Source organism: uncultured Granulicatella sp. (assembly GCF_963528315.1).
Taxonomy (GTDB): domain Bacteria; phylum Bacillota; class Bacilli; order Lactobacillales; family Aerococcaceae; genus Granulicatella.
Genome location: NZ_CAURVV010000011.1, coordinates 26,071 through 52,008, shown reverse-complemented (window position 1 = coordinate 52,008; position 25,938 = coordinate 26,071). Strand labels below are relative to the sequence as shown.

At 33.1% G+C, this 25,938-nt stretch carries 19 protein-coding genes; 3 read left to right on the top strand and 16 right to left on the bottom strand.

Annotated features, from left to right (window positions below; all coding sequences use genetic code 11):
• Positions 1–429 precede the first annotated feature (429 nt).
• The 3 genes from prfB to hpf all read right to left on the bottom strand — a co-directional run bounded on the left by prfB (position 430) and on the right by hpf (position 4,753).
• Positions 430–1,543, bottom strand: a protein-coding gene (gene prfB / locus RYK07_RS04275; protein WP_314852559.1) for a peptide chain release factor 2 whose coding sequence is annotated in 2 segments (ribosomal slippage) — positions 430–1,485 and positions 1,487–1,543 — 1,113 coding nt in all. Because the reading frame shifts where the segments join, the coding sequence is not laid out codon by codon here.
• A 59-nt stretch (positions 1,544–1,602) separates the two neighbouring features.
• Positions 1,603–4,044 carry a preprotein translocase subunit SecA gene (secA, locus tag RYK07_RS04270; RefSeq protein ID WP_314852558.1) on the bottom strand — a complete coding sequence of 814 codons (2,442 nt, stop codon included), beginning with the start codon at positions 4,042–4,044 and terminating at the stop codon, positions 1,603–1,605.
• A gap of 160 nt (positions 4,045–4,204) precedes the next feature.
• Positions 4,205–4,753: a ribosome hibernation-promoting factor, HPF/YfiA family gene (gene hpf / locus RYK07_RS04265; protein ID WP_314852557.1), complete on the bottom strand. Its 549-nt coding sequence runs from the start codon at positions 4,751–4,753 to the stop codon at positions 4,205–4,207.
• Positions 4,754–5,083: 330 nt separating this feature from the next.
• Here hpf and RYK07_RS04260 point away from each other — a divergent pair, with 330 nt between their 5' ends.
• On the top strand, positions 5,084–6,178 hold the full coding sequence (locus RYK07_RS04260) for a glycerol dehydrogenase (protein ID WP_314852556.1): 1,095 nt from the start codon (positions 5,084–5,086) through the stop codon (positions 6,176–6,178).
• A gap of 191 nt (positions 6,179–6,369) precedes the next feature.
• Positions 6,370–6,750: a hypothetical protein gene (locus RYK07_RS04255; RefSeq protein ID WP_314852555.1), complete on the top strand. Its 381-nt coding sequence runs from the start codon at positions 6,370–6,372 to the stop codon at positions 6,748–6,750.
• Between the two features lie 73 nt (positions 6,751–6,823).
• Here RYK07_RS04255 and RYK07_RS04250 read toward each other — a convergent pair whose 3' ends face one another.
• The 11 genes from RYK07_RS04250 to RYK07_RS04200 form a co-directional block, all read right to left on the bottom strand.
• Positions 6,824–7,381 (bottom strand): ComF family protein, encoded by a 558-nt coding sequence (locus RYK07_RS04250; protein ID WP_314852554.1) that lies wholly within the window; start codon positions 7,379–7,381, stop codon positions 6,824–6,826.
• Positions 7,382–7,499: 118 nt separating this feature from the next.
• Positions 7,500–8,840, bottom strand: coding sequence for a helicase-related protein (locus tag RYK07_RS04245; RefSeq protein WP_314852553.1), 1,341 nt, complete (start codon positions 8,838–8,840; stop codon positions 7,500–7,502).
• Positions 8,841–8,972: 132 nt separating this feature from the next.
• On the bottom strand, positions 8,973–10,760 hold the full coding sequence (locus RYK07_RS04240; RefSeq protein ID WP_314852552.1) for an oligopeptide ABC transporter substrate-binding protein: 1,788 nt from the start codon (positions 10,758–10,760) through the stop codon (positions 8,973–8,975).
• A gap of 205 nt (positions 10,761–10,965) precedes the next feature.
• Positions 10,966–11,208 carry an acyl carrier protein gene (acpP, locus tag RYK07_RS04235; RefSeq protein WP_006703534.1) on the bottom strand — a complete coding sequence of 81 codons (243 nt, stop codon included), beginning with the start codon at positions 11,206–11,208 and terminating at the stop codon, positions 10,966–10,968.
• 120 nt (positions 11,209–11,328) lie between these two features.
• Positions 11,329–12,246 (bottom strand): ATP-binding cassette domain-containing protein, encoded by a 918-nt coding sequence (locus tag RYK07_RS04230; RefSeq protein ID WP_314852551.1) that lies wholly within the window; start codon positions 12,244–12,246, stop codon positions 11,329–11,331.
• Positions 12,239–13,282: an ABC transporter ATP-binding protein gene (locus RYK07_RS04225; protein WP_314852550.1), complete on the bottom strand. Its 1,044-nt coding sequence runs from the start codon at positions 13,280–13,282 to the stop codon at positions 12,239–12,241. Before RYK07_RS04225 ends, RYK07_RS04230 begins: the two co-directional genes overlap by 8 nt.
• Before the next feature lie 9 nt (positions 13,283–13,291).
• Complete coding sequence (locus tag RYK07_RS04220) at positions 13,292–14,272, bottom strand: ABC transporter permease (RefSeq protein WP_314852549.1); 981 nt, start codon at positions 14,270–14,272, stop codon at positions 13,292–13,294.
• The gene (locus RYK07_RS04215; protein ID WP_314852548.1) at positions 14,272–15,216 is read right to left on the bottom strand and encodes an ABC transporter permease; all 945 of its coding nucleotides are present in this window, start codon (positions 15,214–15,216) and stop codon (positions 14,272–14,274) included. The genes RYK07_RS04220 and RYK07_RS04215 overlap by 1 nt, the downstream gene beginning before the upstream one ends.
• 189 nt (positions 15,217–15,405) lie before the next feature.
• Positions 15,406–17,007 carry an ABC transporter ATP-binding protein gene (locus RYK07_RS04210; protein ID WP_314852547.1) on the bottom strand — a complete coding sequence of 534 codons (1,602 nt, stop codon included), beginning with the start codon at positions 17,005–17,007 and terminating at the stop codon, positions 15,406–15,408.
• 167 nt (positions 17,008–17,174) lie between these two features.
• Positions 17,175–18,794: an ABC transporter ATP-binding protein gene (locus tag RYK07_RS04205; protein ID WP_314852546.1), complete on the bottom strand. Its 1,620-nt coding sequence runs from the start codon at positions 18,792–18,794 to the stop codon at positions 17,175–17,177.
• Positions 18,795–19,491: 697 nt separating this feature from the next.
• A complete protein-coding gene (locus RYK07_RS04200) occupies positions 19,492–20,127 on the bottom strand; it encodes a redox-sensing transcriptional repressor Rex (RefSeq protein WP_314680368.1) in 636 nt (211 codons plus the stop codon).
• 256 nt (positions 20,128–20,383) lie between these two features.
• Between RYK07_RS04200 and RYK07_RS04195 the strand changes: the two genes are divergently transcribed.
• Positions 20,384–22,327 carry an ABC-F family ATP-binding cassette domain-containing protein gene (locus RYK07_RS04195; RefSeq protein ID WP_314852545.1) on the top strand — a complete coding sequence of 648 codons (1,944 nt, stop codon included), beginning with the start codon at positions 20,384–20,386 and terminating at the stop codon, positions 22,325–22,327.
• Between the two features lie 83 nt (positions 22,328–22,410).
• Here RYK07_RS04195 and RYK07_RS04190 read toward each other — a convergent pair whose 3' ends face one another.
• Positions 22,411–24,156, bottom strand: a complete 1,746-nt coding sequence (locus tag RYK07_RS04190) for an ABC transporter ATP-binding protein (RefSeq protein WP_314852543.1) — start codon at positions 24,154–24,156, stop codon at positions 22,411–22,413.
• Between the two features lies 1 nt (position 24,157).
• A complete protein-coding gene (locus RYK07_RS04185; protein WP_314852542.1) occupies positions 24,158–25,891 on the bottom strand; it encodes an ABC transporter ATP-binding protein in 1,734 nt (577 codons plus the stop codon).
• Positions 25,892–25,938 lie beyond the last annotated feature (47 nt).

Genomic DNA, 25,938 nt, shown 5'->3' with positions numbered 1-25,938 from the left:
ATTGCATTCTCAAAACCCCCTTTTATTTTCTAACTCTATTTTACCGCTTTCATCCTTATAAAACAAATTATTTTTCTATTATTCTTTGTTTTTTTCCGAAAAAAATAAAGTCATTTAGATATGGTATCCAAACAACTTTAATTTAATCATTATTCTTTTATTTTTATATAGCATTAGCCATGAGATTCGCAAAGCGAAGCTGCTGGCGTCCTCCTGCTACTATTTCAAAAAGTCACTATTTTATACGTACTCTCATTCGATTTCCGTTTAAATAAAAATGACTTTTTATAGTAGTATGAGTGATAGAAACCACGAAATGTGGTTTCTTTCACAGGAAACTTTGAGACCCAAGGCTCAAAGTTTAGCCATGAGATTCACAAAGCGAAGCTGCTGGCGTCCTTTTTACTACTATATCCAAAAAGTCAATTTTTATTCCGTCTCGCCGGATAGTGTCCATTTTAAGTACGCATCCATAAATGAATCTAAATCTCCATCCATGACAGCACCAATATTCCCTGTTTCATGACCCGAACGCAAATCTTTCACTAATGAATACGGATGGAACACATAATTTCGAATTTGAGAACCCCAAGCAATCTCTTTTTGCTCCCCACGAATTTCCGCTAATTCAGCTGCCTTCTTTTCTTCTTCTAATTGATATAATTTCGTTTTTAACATCGCCATCGCTTGATCTTTATTTTTAAATTGCGAACGCTGAGCCTGACTTTGAGTTACAATCCCAGTCGGAATATGTGTAATACGAACAGCTGATGAAGTTTTATTAATATGTTGCCCACCAGCACCACTCGCACGATACACATCAATTTTTAAATCATCCGGATTAATTTCAATATCAATATCCCCTTCTAATTGAGGCATAATATCAATGGAACAAAATGATGTATGGCGTTTTCCAGCAGCATCAAATGGTGAAATTCTCACTAAACGATGCACTCCTTTTTCGCTCTTTAAATAACCATAAGCATTTAATCCTTCAATAGATAAAGTCACAGACTTAATTCCAGCTTCTTCTCCATCTTGATAATCGACTGTTTCGATACGGTATCCATGTTGTTCAGCCCATCTTGTATACATTCTTAACAACATACTTCCCCAGTCTTGTGATTCTGTTCCACCAGCACCTGGATGAATTTCTAAAATCGCACTACATTTATCATGAGGCCCACTTAGTAACATACTTAATTCATATTTTTCTAGTGCTTTTTCAACACTTTGAACATGTTCCACTAATTCCTCATGAATTTCTTCTTCCGGATCTTCCTTATACATTTCAAATAAAAGTTCTACTTCTTCTACTTGCAGTTCTAATTGATGAAATGTATCATACACAGCTTTTAACTCATTACTTTTTTGAATAACAGACTGTGCTTTTTCATTATCATCCCAAAATCCAGGTTCAGACATTTGTTGTTCATATGAAGCGATATCTTCTTCTAAATGATCTAAGTCAAAGAGACCCCCTATAACTTATCATCTGAGTAGTCATTTTTTCTAACGCATTTCTGATTTCACTAATTTCCATACCATTCTCCTATCTAATTGTAAAAAGGTAGGCTGGACTTTTGCCCAGCCTACTTCTTATTATGCTTGTTCTGGTTCTTCAGTTGGACGATCATGCCCTTGAGCAATCACACTTCTAGCACCTTGCACTTGTTCACGTTGTAAGTTTTGACGAATTTGAGATTTCATCAAAATACGTGTTACATCATAATCAATAGCTGCAATCATTTGTTGGAAACGATTGAAACCTTCTGTTTGATATTCTGTTAATGGGTCGATTTGTGCATATCCACGTAAACCTACACCCTCACGTAATTGATCCATATCATCGATATGATCCGTCCATTTACGGTCAACTACTCGTAAAATAACAACTTTTTCAAACTCAAGCATTTGAGAATCCCCATTTAATTGCTCTTGTTTTTCTTTGTAAATTTCCATTGCTTTTTCATTCAATAGACCTTCGATTTCAGAAGGAGTTTTACCTTTTAAGTCTGATAATGAAATGTCTTCTGGATGACAAATCGCATTTGCTGCAAAATCTACTAAGCTTTCTAAATCCCAAGTTTTCTTTTCACCTAATGTGTGATTTTCTACCATACGGTGAATTGTTCTACGAATCATTGCTTTTGTTACTTTTTCTAATGAATTTTCTTCATTAATAATTTGTAATCTTTGTGAATAAATGATTTCACGTTGCTCACGCATGACTTCGTCATATTGTAATACGTTTTTACGTGTATCATAGTTATTTCCTTCTACACGTTTTTGAGAAGATTCTACTTGACGAGATAACATTTTACTTTGGATGAAGTTGTCATCTCCATTTTCGTCAATATTTAATCTTTCCCAGATTGCTTGCATTCTTTCTCCACCGAAACGTTTCATTAAGTCATCTTCTAATGATAGGTAGAATTGAGTCTCACCTGGGTCCCCTTGACGTCCAGAACGTCCACGTAACTGATTATCGATACGACGGCTTTCATGACGTTCTGTTCCGATAACGCATAATCCACCTAATTCTTTAACGCCTTTACCTAACTTAATGTCTGTTCCACGTCCTGCCATGTTTGTCGCAATTGTAACGGCACCACGTTGTCCAGCCATCATAACGATTTCTGCTTCTTTAAAGTGGTTTTTAGCGTTTAACACTTCATGAGGAATTCCTTCTTGATGAAGCATTTGTGATAATAATTCACTTGTTTCAACGGCTACTGTACCGACAAGAATTGGTTGTCCTTTTGCATGACGTTCTTTAATATCACGTACTACCGCTTTGAATTTACTCTTCAATGATGGATAAATCACATCGTGATTATCAATACGTTGAACTGGACGGTTTGTTGGAATCGTAATAACGTTCATATTATAAATTTCACGGAATTCTTCTTCTTCTGTTTTAGCTGTCCCTGTCATCCCTGACAATTTACGATACATACGGAAGAAGTTTTGGTAAGTAATTGTCGCCATTGTTTTAGATTCATTTTCAACTTCTACACCTTCTTTTGCTTCAATTGCTTGGTGTAAACCATCTGAATAACGACGTCCTTCCATTATACGACCTGTAAATCCATCTACGATTTTTACTTGTCCTTCATCTACTACATAATCGATATCTCGGATCATAATGTAGTTTGCACGTAATGCTTGATCAATATGGTGAACTAATGCTGAATTGTCCACATCATATAAGTTTGGTAAACGGAAAGTTTGTTCTGCTTTATTAATCCCTTCGTCTGTTAATGAAATAGATTTAGAAGTTAAATCAATCGTATAATCTTCATCTTCTTTTAATGCTTTAACGAAGAAATCTGCACGTTGGTATAAAACTGTAGATTTTTCAGCTTGTCCTGAAATAATCAATGGTGTACGAGCTTCGTCAATTAAAATTGAGTCAGTTTCGTCAACTACCGCATAGTTTAATGGACGTTGTACCATTTGTGATTTATAAACCACCATGTTATCACGTAAATAGTCAAATCCTAACTCACTGTTTGTACTATAAGTGATATCTGCGTAATAAGCTGCACGTTTTTCTTCTGGAGATTGTCCTGTTAAGTTTACCCCTACACTTAAGCCTAAGAAGTTGTATAATTCTCCCATTTCTTTCGCATCACGTGTAGATAAGTATTCATTAACCGTTACTACGTGTACACCATCACCTGAAAGTGCATTTAAATATACAGGCATTGTCGCTGTTAAAGTTTTACCTTCCCCTGTACGCATCTCCGCAATATTCCCATTATGTAGAGTAATTCCTCCCATAATTTGAACTTTATAAGGGAATAAACCTAGTACACGTTTAGCACCTTCACGTACTAAAGCGAACGCTTCTGGTAATAATTTATCTAATGATTCTCCTGAAGCATATCTTGCTTTAAATTCTTCTGTTTTCACTGGAAAGTCTGCATCGCTTAATGCTTCCATTTTACTTTCCAAACTAATTACTTTATCCGCTAATTTTTCAAGTTTACGAACTTCGCGTTTGTTATTTTCAACTAATTGCTTTAAAAAATTTGCCATTCTATGACTCCTTTATTTTATTCTTTCCTAATCATCTATCTTGCAAATGAGTATACCAATTGCATCTTATTCATTTTACCATCATTATTCAAAATAGAAAAGAAAAAAAGGCAGAGTTGGAAAATTTTTTCCAACTCTACCCTAAAAAGAAGGTACTTTTTTATGCATTTGTTTCAATTAAGCCATATTTTCCATCTTTACGGCGATAAACAATATGTGTTTCATTTGTTTCTGCATCTTGATAAATAAAGAAGTTATGACCTAACATATTCATTTGTAAAACTGCTTCTTCACTATCCATTGGTTTTAAATCAACACGTTTTGTACGTACAATCTCTAATACTGATTCATCTTCTTCAACTGGTTCTGGCACAACTGGTGCAACAGGAATATCGAATCCTTTTTCACGAGATTTGCGATTAATTTTTGTTTTGTATTTACGAACTTGTCTTTCTAGTTTATCAATCACCAAGTCAATACTACCATATAGGTCTCCAGAAGTTTCTTCTGCACGTAAGACTAAGTAAGGAAGAGGAATTGTTACTTCAACTTTTGCTGTTTTTTCAGAATATACTTTTAAATTTACATGAACAGTAGCATTAGCAACATCACCGAAGTATTTTTCTAATTTTGAAAGTTTCTTTTCAGCATAATTACGAATTGCTTCTGTAACTTCAATGTTTTCTCCGCGAATATTATATTTGAACATAATAATCTCCCCTTTCATCTGGCTTTGCCAGACTGAAGAAATCTCTTAAGGACCACTCTTAAGAATCCCTTCTTTTGATTTCTTTCTATGCTTAAATTATAAACCTTTTTCTTATTTTTTACAACCGTTTACAATAAACTTTAGGAATTCCTAAACATTTTATGAAAACTTTTTAATAAGTTGAATTTAATCTAATTATATTTGTTAACTTTTTCTCAATGTTCATTATTTTTCCGATTTAAACAACTAAAAACACCCTCTATTCCATTGACAGAAACCGTTTACAGTAGTACAGTTAAGATATCTTATAACACAAAGGAGTGTTGTTTTATGGAAAAAGTTTTTGCAAGTCCATCTCGTTATGTTCAAGGAAAAGATGTTTTTAAAACAGGGCTTTCACATGTTTTAGCATTAGGGAATCGACTACTTCTTCTATGTGACCCAATCGTTTATGATTTAGTCGGAAAAGAATTAGAAGAATATTTAGTTACTTCCGGAGCAACTGTTTACCATGAAAGTTTCAATGGTGAAGCTTCGAACAAAGAAGTTAGTCGTGTTGCTGAAATCGCTAAAGAACATGAATTAACAGTCATTGTTGGTTTAGGTGGTGGTAAAACAATCGACACTGCTAAAGCAATCGCAGATGACTGTCAATGTCCTGTAGCTATTTTACCAACAGTTGCTTCGACAGATGCACCAACTTCTGCTTTATCCGTTATTTATTCTCCAGAAGGAGTATTTGAACGCTATCGTTTCTATACAAAAAATCCAGAATTAGTTTTAATTGATACAAATGTTATCGCTCACTCTCCTGTTCGTCTACTTGTTTCAGGAATTGCAGATGCTCTAGCAACTTGGGTTGAAGCTCGTGCAGTAATCGAAGCTCAAGGAAAAACAATGGTAGGAGATACTCCAACTATCGCTTCAGAAGCTATTGCTCGTGCTTGCGAAGCTACTTTATTTGAAAACGGACTTCAAGCATTAGCTGCAGCAAATGCAAAAGTAGTCACTCCTGCATTAGAAAAAGTTGTTGAAGCAAACACATTATTAAGTGGTATTGGATTTGAATCTGCTGGTTTAGCAGCTGCTCACGCCATCCATAATGGATTTACAGCTTTACATGGCGATATTCACACTCTTACTCACGGTGAAAAAGTAGCTTATGGTACATTAACACAGCTTTTATTAGAAAATCGTCCTAAAGAAGAATTAGATAAATATATTACATTCTATAAAGAATTGGGCTTACCAACGACATTAAAAGAAGTAAAATTAGATACTGTACCATATGAAGATTTACTAAAAATCGGTCGTTTAGCTACACAAGATGGTGAAACAATCCACCAAATGGTCGTTCAATACACTGCTGAAGATGTAGCCAATGCTCTAATTGCTCTTGATCAGTACGTGACAACTCGATTTTAATTTGTGAGGAATACATTCTATTCAAAATCACACCCAATCAGCTCAAGCAGATATCTGCTTCTGCTGATTTTTTTGTTTATTTCCTAAATAATTCATAGTCACCTATATAAATCTTCATCAAACATAGTATAATATAGGTGAAAATTTCATCAGACTATATCGTAATGACTAAAATTGAACGGAGGGTTATTATGTTAAAAAGAATCATTGCTTCTGCTAGTTTATTATTATATCTATTATTACCTTTTTTCAACATTCAAATAATGAACATATTTTATCCTAATTTTTTAAGAGCAAATCATACTGCTCTTTTCGGAATAACCATTTTGTTTATCTTAAATATTGTATTAACAATTTTAGTCATTACTCTATCAATCAAAACAAACCTACTGAAATCTCGTATGATAACAGTTGGAATCTATCTTTTTATGGGATTACTCCTTCTTGTTTTGATTATTGGAATTCCAAAAGTTATACAAACCTATATTTTTACCCAATTGATTACATCCCTTTTTTCATTTGCTTTTGTTTTTGGAGTAGTTATTTCTTTAACTGTTTTATCAAAATTTTAAACAATATCTATATTAAAATTTAAAAGGAATTAAGTAACTTTAAATGACTTAATTCCTTTTTTATTTCATCCTTTTATCTAAACACCGTAAACAACTTAATATCCTCTACCCCTTTATCCTGTAATAACTTAGCAGCTAGTCGAATTGTTTTTCCTGTTGTATAAATATCATCAAACAATAAAATTTTAACTGGTAACTTTACTTTTTCTTTCAACACAAAAGGTTGTTGGAGTTTCATCCTCTCTTCCCTTGTCTTTTCAGATTGTTTTTTTCCTTTTCCAATATGTTGAAAGAGTTGCTGATATGGAATTTTTGAGAGTTCTAAAAGATATTCAACCGATTCAAATTCTCTTTTTTCTAAACTCTGTTTAGAAGTTGGCAGTGGACAAACCGAATACCCTTGCTTTAAATATTTCTTCAATACCCTTTTCAAATCTTCTTTTATTAAAAATGCTACAGCACAATCGCCTATAAATTTATATCGTTCCATAAATTCTTTTGCCTGCTCATCATAAACATATAATGCTTGATTCATAGGAAAATAAGAATCCATCTCTTTCCAGCGAATACAGTCATAACAAAGTGTCTCTTCCTCCATTAAACGCCCACATCCCGTACAAATTGGTTCCATTTCTAATGAGTGGAATAAATTTTGACACTGACGACAAATCGGTCTTGAATTCCATAGGAATAAAGAACTAATTCCTGAATCTGCTGTTACATCATTTCTACACCATACACAACGCATTTTAGTCACCTTCTATTAATCCTCTTTTTCTAGCTTCTTCATTTAATGATTCAATTTCTTTTTTCGCTTGTTTCATTGCTCGACTTATTCCTTCATAAAAATAGACGACTTCTCCCCCTGGATGATCCACACTTCTACCTACTCTTCCTGCAATTTGTACTAATACTTCCCTTGTAAAAATCTCCTCATGAGCTTCTATTACCGCTACATCAATGCCATAAAAAGTAACGCCTCTTTCAAGAATTGTTGTTGTAATTAAAAACTCTAACTTTCCTTCTCTCATTAATTGTATTCTTTCTTGTCGCTGTTCCTCTTGAGAGGAAACACTGGAGAAACTTGCAATTGGAAAAGCTCGACTCATCATCTCTTCCACTACTGGGATTTGCCTAATCGTTGATATAAATACTAAAAACGGAATTTTTTTATCGAGTCGCTTCTTCATCCAGAGAAACAACTCTTGCGGAATTTTTTTCTTTTCTAAAGCTCTATCCCAATTTCTTAATTCCTTAAATAGAGGAACAACAAGGGGATGCTTATGAAATCTTGCCGGTAATAAAGAATAAGATAATTGCTGATGTTGAATGTTGTACAATTCTAACTTAGAAGGTGTTGCTGTCATAAAGACTAATCTTCCCGTTGGTTTAACCGCACGATGAACGGCAAATTGTAACATCTCACTATTGGAATAAGGAAAAGCATCCACTTCATCTACAATAAGTACATCAAATGCATGATAAAATCGTAGCATTTGATGAGTCGTTGCAATGGTAATTGGTGTTCTTTTATACGCGACATCTGTTAATCCATGTAAAACAATTACTTCTTCTAAAGGAAAGGCTTCTTTAATTCTGGGAGCTAATTCGTTACACACATCAATTCTTGGAGCTGCTAATCCAACTCTTCCTCCCTTTTCTAATACAGTTCGTATTAATTCAAAAATCATCTCCGTTTTCCCTGCTCCAGTTACAGCCCATACTAAATGCTCCTTATCCGTTACTTTTACTAATTCTTGCGAAAGTTTTTCCTGTTCTTTAGACATCGTATGTTTATAATATAACTGAACAGAATGTGGTGAAAATGCCGGAGTTTTCTCCTCAATAGCAACTAGTACACAACATTCTTTAACTTTCCCCATATTCAAGCATTTTAAACAATAATGACACTTTTTATTGCATATAATACAAGGGCCTACTGCAAAATCTTCTCTATTTTGATTCCCACAACGATTGCAAGTAAATTTTCCTTTTTCTTTATGAAAGCCAGGCAACACCTCACTCGTCCCTTCTAATTCTGAATCTCTTTTTGACTGAAATCTTACTTGAATTCTCCCTTGATTTTCCATAACCCACCTCCAATCTTTATATACGAAAAAAACAGCGAAAAAATTCGCTGCTACAATAAAAATGTATAAAAAAACAAACATCCCTTTCGGGATGTTTGCTTTACATACGATTAAATTCATTCAAGATGAAGATTATTTAGCAGCTACACCTTTATCAGCTACTAACTCAACTTCTTCCCATCCAGTTCCTTTATCTGGAGTGATATTAATTTTCTTAACACGTTTATTAACGGCTGTTAATTCAAATGTATTGAAACGAGGAATTGCAAATGGGTTTTCTTGAACGTATTGTTGCCATTCTAAGAATAATTGTTTTTTAACTTTTTCGTCGAATGTTTCATTAGAAGAAATACGTTCTAATAATGCTGTATGTTTAGGTTCTACAAAGTGACCAAAGTTGAACGCAGCTTTAGGTCCATATAATCCATCTGGAGATGGGTTATAACCAATTGTAAATCCACCTGTCCACATATCGAAGTCATCAGCATATTTTTGTAATTTTTCAGCATAAGTTTGGAAGTCTAATGTACGACCAGTTAATAATTGTACATTTAATCCAACTTCTTTCCACCAAGCGATATATTGTTGTAATACTGCTTCAGCAGTTTCACTACCTTTAGCTGCTAATAATGTGATTGTTAATGGTTTACCTTCTTTATCTTCTACATAGCCATCGCCATCAACGTCTTTATAACCAGCATCTTTTAAGATTTCTTTAGCTTTTTCAGGATTGTATTCAAATCCAGGAACAACATCTTTACCTACATATAAATCTTTGAAGAATGGAGATAATAATGTATTTGCACGAACTGATAAACCGTGGTAAGTATCTTTACCAACTGTATCATTATCGATTGCATAACCGATTGCTTTACGTAAAGCAACATCATTCATTTTCTTAGAAGGATCTACAACGTGTTCACCTTTAGCTGCATCCCAATGTCCAACATTGAAACCAGTATAGCTGATTGAGTTAGTCATTAATCCTAATAATGAAATGTTATCTAAATCTTTAAATGTTTCATATTGATCAGAAGGCATACCACTTACATAGTCATAGTGACCTGCTTTTAATTCTGAAACGATTTGTTCACTACTTACAACATCTAATTTCACGTCAATTTTTGGTTGACCTTTATAGTAATAAGGGTTTTTCTCGAAGCTTACAGATTCACCAGGTACGATGTTTTTGATAACGAATGGTCCGCTACCAACTACTTTTGTACGAGAGTAATCTGAAGTAATCATTTCTTGATAAGTCATATCTTTATAAATATGTTTTGGAATCATTAAAGTATTGATAGCTTCTCCACCAAACTCTAATGCTGGATAAACTTCTTTTAAGTGAAGTTTAACAGTTTGATCATCAATTTTTTCTAAACCAGAAATTGATGATGCTTTTCCTTCATGGAATTCTTGTACCCCTTCAACATTTAAAATATCTTCAGAGAAACGAACACCTTCATAGTCTGGACGACTAATTGCTTCATATGTGAAGATATAGTCATCAATTGTTAAAGGTTCTCCGTCTGACCATTTATAATCGCCTTTTTTCAAGTGAATTGTAAATGTTTTGTTTTCAACATCTAACTTGTAATCAGCCATCCCTTTGCTGTTATCAATTTTTTGGTTTGCATCATAGTCAAATAAGTTTGAGAAAGCCATGTTGACTACTGAACCATCCCCAGAATCTAAGAATAGAATTGGGTTGAACAAGCCTTTGAATGGTGAGTTAGATACTTGTGCCATATTTAGTGTCCCACCACTAATTGGCGTACCTTCGTTTACCACTTCTGTTTTAAATCCATCTTCAACAGGTGCTTGTAATGATGAAGAAGATTGTTGTTTGTTACCACATGCCGCTAATGCTAATGCAGCAGTAACGCTAAGAAATCCTGTATATAATTTCTTGTTATTCATATTATCCCTCCTAAGTTAAAAAAACTAATGAATGTTTCGATACTAACACCGTTTATGATGCATTTCAACATTTTTTTCGTTTTTTAATGTTTTTTTCATCTATTTTTAATGAATTTTCCATATCTATATGTTATAATTATAACCTTTTATAGTTATAATCAATTTTTATAAACCAAAAAAAAACGAGCTTAGGCTCGTTTTTTTCTTATGCTTGTTGACTAACAATATAGTTCACAGCATCTCCAATTGTAACAATTTGTTCCGCATCTTCATCAGAAATCTGAATTCCGAATGCATCTTCTAATTCCATGACTAATTCAACAACATCTAATGAATCAGCACCTAAGTCTTCTTGGAATGTTGTATCTTTTGTAATTTTTAATACATCGACACTAAAACGTTCCGAAATTAATTGAATTACCTTGTCTAATACTTCTTGCTCTGACATTTGTAGTCCTCCTTGTCTAAGCGATTTCTCCCTACACTCCTAATCAGTGTACCTCTATTTTACTCAAATTTATCATTATTGTCTATCATTTCTTTTGAAAGCACTTTATTTTATATAGTACTATGATAAACTATTTTTCCAAATTTCAGCTTGCTCTTTCGTAGTTAGTACAAAATGTCCTGGAGTAATTTCAAACATTTCTTCTGGTTCATTTTGAACAGTTGGTTGATAAATCACTCTTTTACGATTTCTTTCATACTGAGGATCTGGTAAAGGAATTGCTGATAATAGACTCTTCGTATACGGATGGAATGGTTGATGATAAACAGCATCAGCAGTTCCTAACTCAACGATTTTCCCTTGATACATTACTGCAATTCGGTCACTAATATATTTAACCATTGATAAATCATGCGCAATAAATAAATACGTTAATTGTTGCTCTTTTTGTAATTTTTTTAGTAAATTCACGATTTGAGCTTGAATCGATACATCTAGTGCTGAAATTGGCTCATCACAAACGATAAAGCGTGGATTTACTGCTAGAGCTCTTGCAATCCCGATTCTTTGACGTTGTCCGCCAGAAAATTCATGCGGATAACGATTCGCATGTTCTGGATTCAATCCTACCATTTTCAACAATTCGTTTACTTTTGCATCTCTTTCTGCACGAGTTTTAACGATACCATGGATATCCATTCCTTCAGCAATAATATCTCTAACTTTCATTCTTCCATTTAAAGAAGCATACGGATCTTGGAAAATCATTTGTGCCTGTTTTCTAAAATCTTTCAAGTCTTTTGTTTTTGTTGGAATTTCTTTTCCATCAAATAAAATTTGTCCGTCTGTTGCATCATTCAATCGCAAAATCGAACGACCTGTTGTAGACTTTCCTGAACCGGATTCTCCAACAAGACCGAAAGTCTCACCTTCAAAAATTTCAAAACTAATATCATCGACTGCTTTTACAACTTGTTTCGAAGAAGAACCAAAGTAACACTTTAAGCCTTTAACTTCGACTAATTTACATTTACTCATTTGTCACTCTCCTACTTTCAAATTGTGCCCAGCGTTTTTGAATTTCTTCCGGCGGCTCTACTTTTGGAGCACGTTCATCTAATAACCATGTTGCTGCAGCATGTGTATTCGATACAGCAAACATTGGTGGCATTTCTTCAAAATCAATATCTAATGCATAATCGCTTCTTAGAGCAAATGCATCTCCTACTGGAGGATTTAATAAATCTGGTGGTGTTCCAGGAATCGTATATAATGCCCCTTCCTCTTCTAAAGAAGGCATTGAGCATAATAATCCCCATGTATATGGATGTCTTGGATTGTAAAAAATTTCATCGACTAGTCCATATTCTACAATCTTCCCAGCATACATTACAGCCACTCTATCTGCAACATTAGCTACAACACCTAAATCATGCGTAATAAAAATAATAGAAGTGCCGTTTTTTTGTTGAATTTCTTTTAATAATTCTAAAATTTGTGCTTGAATCGTTACATCCAATGCAGTCGTTGGTTCGTCCGCAATTAAAATATCTGGATTACAAGCTAATGCAATCGCAATAACAATTCTTTGTCTTTGTCCACCAGAAAATTGATGCGGATAATCATTCACTCTTGTTTCCGCATTTGGAATTCCGACTTGTTCTAATAATTGAACGGCTTGTTGCAAGGCTTCTTTTTTCGATAATTTTAAATGCTTGATCATTGATTCCGCCACTTGCATACCAACTTTCATCGTTGGGTCTAATGACGTCATTGGATCTTGGAAAATCATCGCAATTTTCTTCCCACGAATTTGTTGCATTTCAGTTTCTGATTTTTCTAAAATATTTTCTTGTTCGAAAATAATTTCTCCATTTTCAACTAAAGCATTGGCAGATAATAATTGCATAATGGATCTAGTCGTAACAGATTTACCTGAACCAGACTCACCAACAATCGCTAAAGTTTCTCCTTTTTTCAAGTCAAAATCTATCCCTCGAACCGCTTGAACTTTTCCATCAAATGTTTGAAAGGATACTTGTAAATTTTTTACACTTAAAATTGTTTCACTCATACATTTCTCCTATTCTTTCATTTTTGGATCAAAGGCATCTCTTAATCCATCTGCTAATAAATTAAAACTAATCATTAAAATACATAATACAATTGCCGGGAACCACATTAAGTGTGGTAAAAATCTAAATGTTTTATACCCATCATTTATGAGCGAACCTAATGAAGCATTTGGTACTGGAACCCCAATTCCTAAGAAACTTAAAAATGCTTCAAAGAAAATTGCAGAAGGAATGGAAAACATCGTTTGAATAATAATAATTCCAGCAATATTTGGTAATAGGTGTTTCAATGCAATTTTCCAAAAACTTTGTCCTAATGATTTAGACGCTAGGACATATTCTAAATTTTTTAATTTTAATGTTTGCGCACGAACAACACGGGCCATTGTTAACCAACTTGTAACCCCAATGGCTAAAATAATTGTACCGACACCTGGTTGTAAAAATAACAACATTAACACTAAGATAACTAAGTTTGGAATAGCTGTCATAATTTCTAAAATACGTTGCATCACTGTGTCTACACGACCACCAAACCAACCAGAAATCAAGCCATATAATACCCCTACTGTTAAATCAAACATTGCTGCAGCAAAGGCAATTAATAATGATAATCTTGTTCCATATAAAATTCGAGATAATAAATCTCTTCCTAAACCATCTGTTCCTAAATAGTAATAAGTCCCTTCAGGAACTCCTGCTTGAGCATATGCATCTACTCCTGCTCTCATCCCTTTAAAAATACCAGGAATTTTAGCTGGTAAATTCGCAAATTGAACATTTTGTTCCAATGGATCATGCGGACTAATAAAAGGAGCTAATAAAGCAAGAATGATAAAGAGAACTACAATTCCTAACGATACAACAGCTCCCTTATTTTTTTTCAATCGTCTCCATGCATCTTGTAAAAAACTTTGAGGAGGAAGTGAAATGTTTTCCACTTGTTCAAAAGATGATGCCACACGTTTGAATTCTACTTTTTCTGTCATTATGAAGCTTCTCCTCCTTGTGTTAAACGAATTCTAGGATCAATGAATCCATATAGTAAATCAACAATTAAAATGGTTACAACTAGTAAAAATGAATACATCATCGTCACACCCATAATCGTTGGATAATCATTTGTTAAAATGGATTTCACAAATTGCTCCCCAATACCAGGAATGGCAAAAATATTTTCAATTACCATTGAACCTGTCATTAAACCTACTAACATTGGACCTGCAATTGTCACTAAAGGAATTAATGCATTACGCACACCATGTTTCATGACTACTTCCATACGGCTCAATCCTTTGGCACGTGCTAATTCCATATAATCAGACTGTAACACTTCGACCATTTCCGTACGAATAAAACGAGCAGAATCTGCTACTGGAGAAATCGATAATGCTAAAGTTGGTAAAATCGAAGAAATAAATCCTTGATTCCATAATGCAATTGGTAAAATCGGGAAAATAACGCCGAACACTAATTGTAAAATAACCGCAAATACGAAACTTGGAACTGAACGTCCAATAATCGCAAAGAAAGTTGCCCCAGTATCTACAATTGTATTTTGTTTCATCGCTGCCACTAATCCAAGCAAGGTTCCCATTCCCATACCGAAAATCAATGCTTGTAGCCCAATTTGAAACGATGGGCCTACACGACTAGATAATAAATTTAAAACCGTTGAATTATATTGGAATGACATTCCCAAATCTAAACGGACTAAACCACCTAGATAAATGAAATATTGCATCCAAACAGGTTTATCCAAGCCATATTTTGCATTCATAATTTGTAATTGAGCATCTGTTAAATTCTCTTCATTCGCATAAGGCGAACCCGGTAATAATTTCATTAAGAAAAACGTGATTGTCGCAATTAAAAACAATGTAATAATCATGTAGAAAATCCGTTTTAAAATATATTTCGTATATTGATTCATGTACGTCCTCCTGAAAATACTCTTCACTTTTTAATAAAGAATGTTTTAACTATCATACTATTTTTAGCTTTTATAATTCAATTATTTTGTTTGAAAATTTTTGAAAATGTAGTGTAATGAACAAAAAAAGACACCTAAGTGTCCTTTTTAATGATTATGGAAGAAATAAGCTTTCATTCCATTTATTTTTTATTCTGTTACTCTTAACTTCCCATCTTCCAATACATAAATTTTATGATAGTCCTCTGGATGCTTTGGCATACGATGAGATATTTCTATGAAACTCATTTGTCTTTCTTTTAATAAGTCTCGAATAAAAGTGGTTGTTTCTTCATCCACTGCAGAAGAAAATTCATCGATTAATAACATTTCATAAGAACGAAGTAGTAATCGTGCTAAGCATAATCGAGCTTTTTCTCCCCCTGATAAATTGTCAACTAAATTTACCGTTTCATCCATTAAATCATATCGTTCTAGTAAATAAGACAAATGAACTTCATTTAAAACATTTTTCATTTGTTCTTCAGAATACTCTTCACCAAGTGTTAGGTTAAACGCTAATGAATTCATGAAAATATTAGTCTCTTGCATAAAATAACCAATCTTAACTTTTTGAAACGTATTATTCGTTTCGGATACTTCGACTCCTGCAAATCTTATTTTCCCAACTTGTGGATGGATATCTCCATAAATACAATCTAATAAAGTTGTTTTTCCACTTCCTGAAGACCCCATCAATAAAATTCGGTCGCCTTTATTCATCATAAAGTGTAACTCATTCAAAATCGTATGTTCTTTTACTTTTAAATGAATATTCGTTAATTGAATCGGAAAAACATCTGTGACAAGTACTTCTTCTTCCTTCATCGGTTCAAATTCCAAATATTTGTTCATTCGTTGAACCATTGGAATTGTTGTATTCATTTTTTGATAAAAATCCATCGCATTTAATAATGGACTAATAATACGATCGCTTGCCAAATAAATTGCCATGACAACGGATAATTTCAAATCGCCCTGAATAGAAAAATAAACACCAATTGCCAACGGAAGAAAAGAACTTATTCCAGATACTAAATTTGCTAATATTTTTGAAAGAAAACGCAAATGGTTCATCTGATAATAATCTTCTTCAGTAGCACGAATTTTACTACCTAAATTCGAAATGGCAATCGATTCTACTCGAAAATTTTTAATCACACGCTTATAATCAATGAACTCATGTTGTCGTGCAATATATTGTTGATTATTCTGCGACCACTCTTGCGCCTTCACTTTAATTTTCTTCGTAAACAAATGCGGAATTAACAAAGGTAAAATCGCAAAAGCTAAGAAAATAATCGTCATTTTCAAATCTAAAATAGTGATATAAATAAAAGTAACAAACGAAAAAGTCAGACAATATACAAAACTAATAAACGAAACAATTCCTTGTTGTTGAATCACATTCCACTCCGTTAGTAGAATGGACTCTACTTCACTTTGTTCGAAGTCCCCTTCATAATAATTCGTAATCAGTTTTTCCTTCGTTTGAATCGATAATAATTTTAATAGTCGTTGTTGAAATTCATCCCAAATAAACACTCCAAAACGAACAAAACCATACCCTAATATCCCAACAATCGAAATAAGAATTAAATCCAAAACATTTTTAGAAGTCCCCACTTCAATTAAATTGGAAATAAAATACGGAATTACAATCCCATCCAATGCCGTAATACTCATTCCAATAACAATGAGTAAAAGAATTCTCTTTGGAATCGATTGGAATAATTTTAGTAAGCTCAGCATATTTGATTTCTCCCTTTTTTTCAGTATTATTGTTCACTATATCCCAAAGTAAAGTTTTAGTAAATAGTTTTCTAAAAAGTAATGACTTTTCATAGAAAAAGCAGTAATAGAAGTCACTTCGACTTCCATTACTGCTGACGTCCTTACTGCAACTATAGACAAAGTATTTACGCTTTTATCTCTCTCATCACAATGTTTCCATCTTTAATTTCTAAGCAATAATCAAATTGTTGCATAAATTCTTCATCATATTGGTGTGTACTGTAAACAATTAATTTATTTTCTAAATGACTCACTACTTCTTCTACTTTCAAGCGATTCTGAGCATCCAAACCAGCAGTTGGTTCATCAAATAATAAAATCTCTCTATCAAAGAATAATAATCTCGCCAAATCAATTCTTCTCTTTTCACCACCTGATGCAGTTGAAAGAATATTATCAAACTCCGTTGACTGATTAATCCATTTTTCTAATCCAACTTGCTTACATAACACTTGAAACTGAGAATCAGTAATTGAATTTTGCAAACTTATATTCTCTTTTAATGATAATTGAAAGAGTGAAGTTTCTTGACCAATATAAGAAATTTGATGAGAAATTTTTTCTAATTCAGAACTATCCAACAATTTCCCATTTTCTAATTGAAATTTCAATGACTGATTATCAACAGGGATTGAACCAATGAGCGATTTTAAAAATGTTGATTTTCCACTACCACTTTCACCGATTAAAAGATACTTCTTCCCTTTTTCTAATTGAAGATTCAACTGTTGAAATATTAGTTTTTCATCAAAATTTACCGAAAAATCTTCAAAAATAATTTTTTGAATATTAGATTCTTCTTTTACGACTTCAATTTTTCTTTGATCAATAATTTCAAACACTTTATCTTTCACACTTTTAGCAGCGACTACTTCCGTATAACTCGCCCCAAATCCTTGAATCGGATATGCTACATATTGTGTTAATTGTTTAATTGTAAAGAATACTGCTAAAGTAACCGAATGATTTAATACAAAATATCCTCCTAATACCCAAGAAAATACATTTACAAACATTCTTAATCCATAGGAAATAGCATAAACAAATTTATTCGTATGAGTGACAAAAACCTTTGCTTCTACTAACTCACGACTTTTACTTCTTAAACGTTTATTAAATAACGGAAAAACATCATATACTTTTAAAGTTGTAAAAGAATCGAGTATTTCTGTTAATAACGATAAATACTTTTCATTTGTTTGAGATAAATTTAATTTTGCATTTCCTAAAATTTTTCTTGAAAAATATGGCAACGCAAATGGTAACGAACTTAATCCAATCATTAAAATAGCAAATAAAGGACTAATGACTATAGCAGATACAAATCCTAAAATAAATACCCATACATCATTGTACATACTTAACAATTCTTTAATATAATCATTTTCAATAGTTTCTAAATCTTTTGTGTACATATTTAAGTAGTAATCTCTACCTAATTGTTCAAATTTCACAATCGATTGACTTTCTATTGATTCAACTAAATCTTCTCGAATATGATACATCAATTCTTGCGTAAGTCTTTCATTTACAACGTCTACTGCATAATCTAAATATGAATCAATTAATACATAAACAAATGATAAGACGGCAATCCAGACAAAATTTTCAAATTTCCCTTCAGTGATAGTTTCTACTAATAAATTAATAATATAAGCCATAAAAACAACCGATACTGCCCCAAGCATGCTAACAAAAGAAAAGGCAATAAATGGTTTCATACTTTTACGAATATAACGATACATTAAAATTCCTCCATAAAAATCTAAAATACATACAATACTTTATTAAAAAACATGATGTTACCTCCTTCACATTAGTTATTAGAAGAATAAACTCCTTCCAATTCAGATTATAGTTCAATTAAAAAAAAAAAAAAACAATACAATTAGAATTTTTTCTACAAGAAACACATTTTGACAATGAACAATGACTTATCATAGTAACAATGAGACTCTCCTTACGAGGCTACTTGCGTCCTCTCTGCTACTATAGACAAAGTCATTTACACTTTACTCAATCTACATCAAACCATTATTCCCTTACATAAAACAAGTAATGACTTTTCATAGTAGCAGTAGTAATAGAAGTCGCTCCGACTTCTATTACAGGAAACTTTGAGACCTTAGGCTCAAAGTTTAGGCATGAAACCGAAGGTTTGCTGCCGTTCATACTGCTACTATCAGACAAAGTCATTTACGCTTTACGTACTCCACATCAATCCGTTATCCCCTTGAACAAACAAGTAATGACTTTTCATAGTAGCACTAGTATTAGAAGTCGGTCCGACTTCTAATACAGGAAACTTTGAGACCCTAGGCTCAAAGTTTAGGCATGAAACCAAAGGTTTGCTGCCGTCCTTTGCTACTATAGATAAAGTCATTTACGACAAAAAAACATCTCATAAATGCTCTCTACATTTACAAGATGTTTTTTTTGAAATTAATTATTATTGTTGTTATCTAAGAAATAAATCAAAGTTTGTAATTCATTTGTTAAGTCAACGTTTTGAACACGAATATGTTCTGGTGCAGTTAGACGAAGCGGCGTGAAGTTTAAAATTCCACGTACATTTGCTTCCACTAATAAATTAGCAGTTTCTTGAGCAACTTCTTGAGGAACTGTTAAAATCGCCACTTGAATTTGTTGCACACGAAGTTGTTCTACTAAATCGTTCATAGAATAAACCGGAACTCCGCTCACAATTTTTCCTACCATATTTTCGTCTACTTCAAACGCTGCACTAATTCTTACATGATTACTTTGGTGGAAATTATAGTTTAATAAAGCTTGCCCTAAATTTCCTACTCCTACTAAAGCAACATTTGTTAAACGATCATGATTTAATTGTTGACTGAAGAAGTCTAATAAATACTCCACATCATAACCATATCCACGTTTTCCTAACGCTCCAAAATATGAGAAATCACGACGAATTGTTGCACTATCTACTTTAACTGCATCACTTAATTCTGTTGATGAAATACGACGTTTTCCTGCATCATGTAAAAATCTTAAATAACGATGATAAATTGCCAAGCGCTTTGCGGTAGCTTTTGGAATTTCAACTTTTTTCATTTTTCAATCTCCTTTATATCAAATTTCATAAATATTCTAGCATAAGTTTCATAAATTTCACAAGCGATATGCTTGTTTTTAGATAAAAATATTGTATTTGTACATTTTATTCTACATATTCCTTATAATGTACATTTCTCAAGAACATTGTGATTTTTTCTCAATCTTACATCTATATTAAGAACATTAAAAACTTTTGTCCTCATCATATGTATGATAGAATAAAATTGAAACTGCATAGAAAGAGGATTATGACATGATTTTATTACAAGGTCAAGGGCTAGCTAGACATTTTGGCCCAGATGTACTATTTGAAAATATTTCCCTTGAAGTTCAAGAACGTTCTCGTATTGCATTAGTAGGAAGAAACGGAACAGGAAAATCAACATTATTAAAAATTTTAGCCGGAATCGAAGAACCTAGTTTAGGGATGGTCAGTAAGAAAAAAGACCTTTCCATCGGTTACTTAGATCAATATGCTTCAGTCGATTCTGAAAATACCATTTGGGAAGAAATGATTGAATTATTTAAAGGAGTCGAAGCTCTAAAAAAAGAAGCACTTTTAATGGCTGATAAATTAGGAAATCCAGACGTATTAGCCAATGAATCACTCTATCAACAAACATTAGCTCGATATGATGATTTACAAGAACAATTAAATAAAATGAATGCCTATGGATATGAAGGAGAAATCCGCTCTGTCTTACATGGATTCCAATTTTATCCTGAAGATTATGATAAACCGATTCAACAATTATCCGGTGGACAAAGAACTCGTTTAGCGTTAGCTAAAATTTTATTAGAAAAACATGATGTCTTAATTTTAGACGAACCTACGAACCACTTAGATATTGAAACATTAACATGGTTAGAAGATTACTTAAAATCTTCACCCATATCCCTTCTAATTGTCAGCCATGACCAATACTTTTTAGATAAAGTTTGTCAAGAAGTGTATGAAATTCATCATCACACTTGCGAATATTATAAGGGCAATTATTCATACTATGTTACGGAACGTGAAAATCGCTTCTTACTACAACAAAAAGCATATGAAAAACAACAAGAGAAAATTCAAAAATTAGAAGAATTTGTTGCGAAAAATATTGTTCGTGCCTCTACTACGAAACGAGCACAGTCACGTAGAAAACAATTAGAAAAAATGGAACGAATTGAAAAACCACAATCAGATTCAAGATTCGCTCGTTTTTCATTTTCTGTTCAAAAAGAATCTGGAAATCAAGTGTTAAATGTGCAAGATGCTTATATTGGCTATGACGGACAAACGCTAGCTGGTCCAATTAATTTAAACATCCGCAAACAAGAAGCAATTGCGATTGTTGGTCCAAATGGAATTGGTAAATCAACATTTTTAAAATCTCTAATACAAGAAATTCCATGGATTTCTGGAGAAAGTTCATTAGGGGCTAATGTTCAAGTCGGTTACTATGATCAAAATTTAAGTGGATTAAACTCTAAAACAACTGTTTTAGAAGAGCTTTGGAGCCGACATACAACGATGCCTGAAAAAGACATTCGTACGATTTTAGGAAGCTTCCTATTTTCAGGAAAAGATGTAGAAAAATCAACTGCCCAATTAAGTGGGGGCGAAAAGGCAAGGCTTGCTTTAGCAAAACTTTCATTAGAACATGATAATTTCTTATTACTCGACGAACCTACCAACCACTTAGATATCGATAGTAAGGAAGTTCTTGAACAAGCTCTTATTGAATATGATGGTACGATTTGTTTTGTTTCACACGACCGTTATTTCATTAATCAAGTCGCAACTTCTATTTTAGAAATCACTCCTGAAGGTAGTACCTTATATTTAGGCGATTATGATTACTATATTGAAAAGAAACAAGAGCTTGAAGCTTTAAAACAAGAAGAAGCCACTCCTGTCGTTCAAGCAGAAGTCGCTTTAACCGATACAAAGAAAAATTACTTAAGCTCAAAAGAAGAACAAAAACAACTTCGTACTCTGACAAGACAAGTAGAACAACTAGAAGAAAAACTTCATCAAATCGAACAAGAAATTTCTTCCGTTCACGAAGAATTAACATTAGAAGAAGTTTATACGAACCCTACTCGTTCAGCAGAACTTCAACAAACTTTACAAACATTAAATGAATCATTAGAAGAAGTAATGATGGAATGGGAAGAAGCAAGCTTAGCTTTAGAAGAATTCCAAGCTTAATGACTTCTCTCAAATAAAAATCAAAAGACTTTTCCTCGTAGCTTACGACATGTTCTGCTACTGAAGAAAAGTCTTTTTTACTCTTACTCACTCATCCATTGGCTTTGATACAGATGTTTGTAGAACCCTTGCTGAGCAATCAGTTCTTCATGTGTTCCTTGTTCAATGACTTGCCCATCTTTCAACACTAATATTTTATCTGCATTTTGAATCGTTGAAAGTCTGTGAGCTACAATAAAACTTGTTTTCCCTTCCATTAATGTCTGAAAAGCTTGTTGAATTTTCAACTCTGTTCTTGTATCAATGGAAGACGTCGCTTCATCAAGAATGAGCATCGATGGCTTGCTTAACATTACTCGAGCAATAGATAAGAGTTGTCGTTGCCCTTGTGAGAAGTCTTCTCCTTGTCGATGAAGAGGTGTTTCTAATCCTTGAGGTAGCTTTCCAATCATTTTATCTAATTGGCATTGAATTAATACTTGTTGAATTTCTTCATCTGTTGCATTCGGGTTTCCTAATAGTAAATTCTCTCGGATAGTCCCCGATTGCAACCATGTTTCTTGTAATACCATTCCAAATAATTGTCTCAGTTGCTGTCTACTCATATCTTTTATTGAAATACCATCAATAGTAATATTCCCTTTGTCAACTTCATAAAATCGCATTAATAAATTAATGAGTGTACTCTTACCACTTCCAGTTGGCCCTACAATCGCAATTTTTTCTCCAGAATTTACTTCTAAAGAAAAATTCTCGATTAGTGATTGGTCTTTTTGATAAGAAAATGACACATTTTCAAAGAGTACTTCCCCTTTAATCATTTCTGGCAATTGAATTTCTGTTTCTTCTTCAGATTCCATAGGTTCTTCCATCAATTCAAACACACGACTTGCACATGCAATTGAATTTTGAAACTCAGTCATCACACCTGAAATTTCATTAAAAGGTTTTGTATACTGATTCGCATACGTTAAAAATGCTGCCAATTGTCCAATACTTAATTGAGCTTTCAATACAAAAAATGCTCCCACTAATCCTACTACTGTATACACTAAGCTGTTTACAAAGCGAGTTGCTGGATTCGTAATCGAAGAATAGAAAATAGCCTTTAAGGAACGTTCTGCTAAATTTTCATTCATTTCATCAAAAGTTTCTAACACATTTTTTTCTTGACTATACGCTTGAACTACTTTTATTCCAGTAATCGTTTCATGAGTAAAGGCTGTTTGTTCCGCTCTTAATGTTGATTGATCATGAAATAAATCGTATGTTTTTTTAGCAATAAAGGATGCAACGACAAATGAAATAGGCGTTAAAAGAAGAACGACTACTGTCATTGTCAATTGAATACTAAACATCCAAAATAATGTACTTATAATCGTTAAGATTCCTGTAAATAATTGAGAAAATCCTAATAACAATCCATCTGCCATTTGTTCTGTATCCGAAATAACAATGCTTTGAAGTGAGCCATGTGCTTTTAAATCTAAGTAACTTAAGGGCATTTTAGATAAATGAATAAAGACATCATCCCTCAATGACTTCACCATGCCATAAGCAATATGATTATGACATAAACTCATCACATATTGACTCACCATACTGATTAATGCTAGCACTAAAATCCATAATAAGCCATTTGTGACAATCGAAAATTGTACCTCTCCCACTCCTATCATCGCATCAATAGTTTGACCGATTACTTTTGGAATCCATACACTAGATAACACACTCACCATTGCTAAAAATAGAGAAAATAGTAAGAGAAAACCATATGGTTTTAAATAAGGAAATAATTTTTTATACACTTCCATTTTTTCATACTTCATACTACTGTTCCTCCTTTTGAAATTGTGAGGCAGTTATTTCTTGATAAATCGCATTTGTTTCTAGTAACTCTTCATGAGTTCCAATTCCTACGATTTTTCCTTTTTCCATCACAATAATTTGATGAGCTTGCATTACTGAAGCCGCCCTTTGAGAGACAATAATGGTTGTTGGTTTAAACGGAGCTTTTGAAATGGCTTTTCTTAATGCTGCATCTGTTGCATAATCTAAAGCAGAAAAACTATCATCTAATATCAAAATTTCTGGTTTTCTAACCATTGCTCGAGCAATCGTCAAGCGTTGTTTTTGTCCACCCGATAGATTTCTTCCTTCTTGTTCCAATACATACTCTAATTGATTTGTTTTTTGCTCAACCATTTCTTTTGCTTGGGCAATTTCTAATGCTTCATATAACTCTTGAGTTGTAGCATCTGATTTACCCCATCTTAAATTTTCAGCAATCGTTCCTCTAAATAAAGCTGCCTTTTGAGGAACAATCCCTATCTTCTGTCTTAATTCTTCTGTTGGAATCATTTCTATGGGTTGACCATTTATACGAATCGTTCCACTTGTTGGAAGATAAAATTTTGGAATCAGTGAAATTAGTGAAGTTTTCCCACTTCCTGTTCCACCAATAATGCCTAAAGTTTCGCCTTTTTTTAGAGAGAACGTTAAGTTTTCTAACACTTCATGACTATCTCCTTCATATTTAAGCGAAACATTTTCAAATGAAAGTAAAATATCTGTCTCTTCTTCTGAAGATAAACTACCCATCACTTCTGCATATTCATCAGGTTGTTCAATCGTCAATATTGCTTCAATTCGCTTAGCACTTGCAATGGAACGTGTCACTTGAATGGTTAGATTCGCTAATTTAATAAGCTCTAATAAAATTTGCGACATATAATTTACTAAGGCAATCACTTGTCCCTTTGTTAAGATTCCTGTATCAATTTGTACCGCTCCTAATTGTAATAACACAATAATCGCAATATTAATGATAATCATTGTAATCGGATTGGTTAAACTCGATAGATGACTCACGAATTTTTGTTGTTTCGCTAATGCATCTGTCTCAGTTTGAAACGTATGTTGTTCGATTTCTACTCTATTGAACGCACGAAGAACTCTCACTCCTGTTAAATTCTCCATTGTTTTTTGAGTGATACGATCCATTCCTTCTTGTACTTTTGTAAATAAAGGAATTGTTTTTAATAAAATGGCATAAATAATCATCGCTAAAACTGGAATCGTCACAACAAATATCCAAGCAGCTTGTACATTTACAATAAATGCCATCAGCATTGCCCCGAAAACTACAAAAGGTGAACGAAGTAATAGTCGTAAAAATAAATTCCAACCTGTTTGAACTTGTTGAATATCACTTGTCATTTTTGTAATGAGTGAATCCGTTCCTAGTTGATCAATCGTTGAAAAATTCATTTCGGTGATTTTTTCTAATAAAGCATAGCGTAATTTCTTAGCAAAGCCAGTCGCTGATTTAGCGGCAAAATACTGCGCAGTAATCGAAACTACTAAACCAATCACCGCAAGAAGAATTAACAAACCGCACATCGTTACAATATAAGACGGACGATTTTGAGCAATTCCAATATCCATTAATTGGGCCATCACTAATGGCACAAACAATTCAAAACTAGCTTCTAACAATTTAAATAGAGGTGCTAGAAAACTTTCTTTTTTATAATAACGAACATATTTCCATAACGTCTTCAAAAACTTACTCCTTATCCAAAAATTTAATAATTAAATTGTAACAAAGT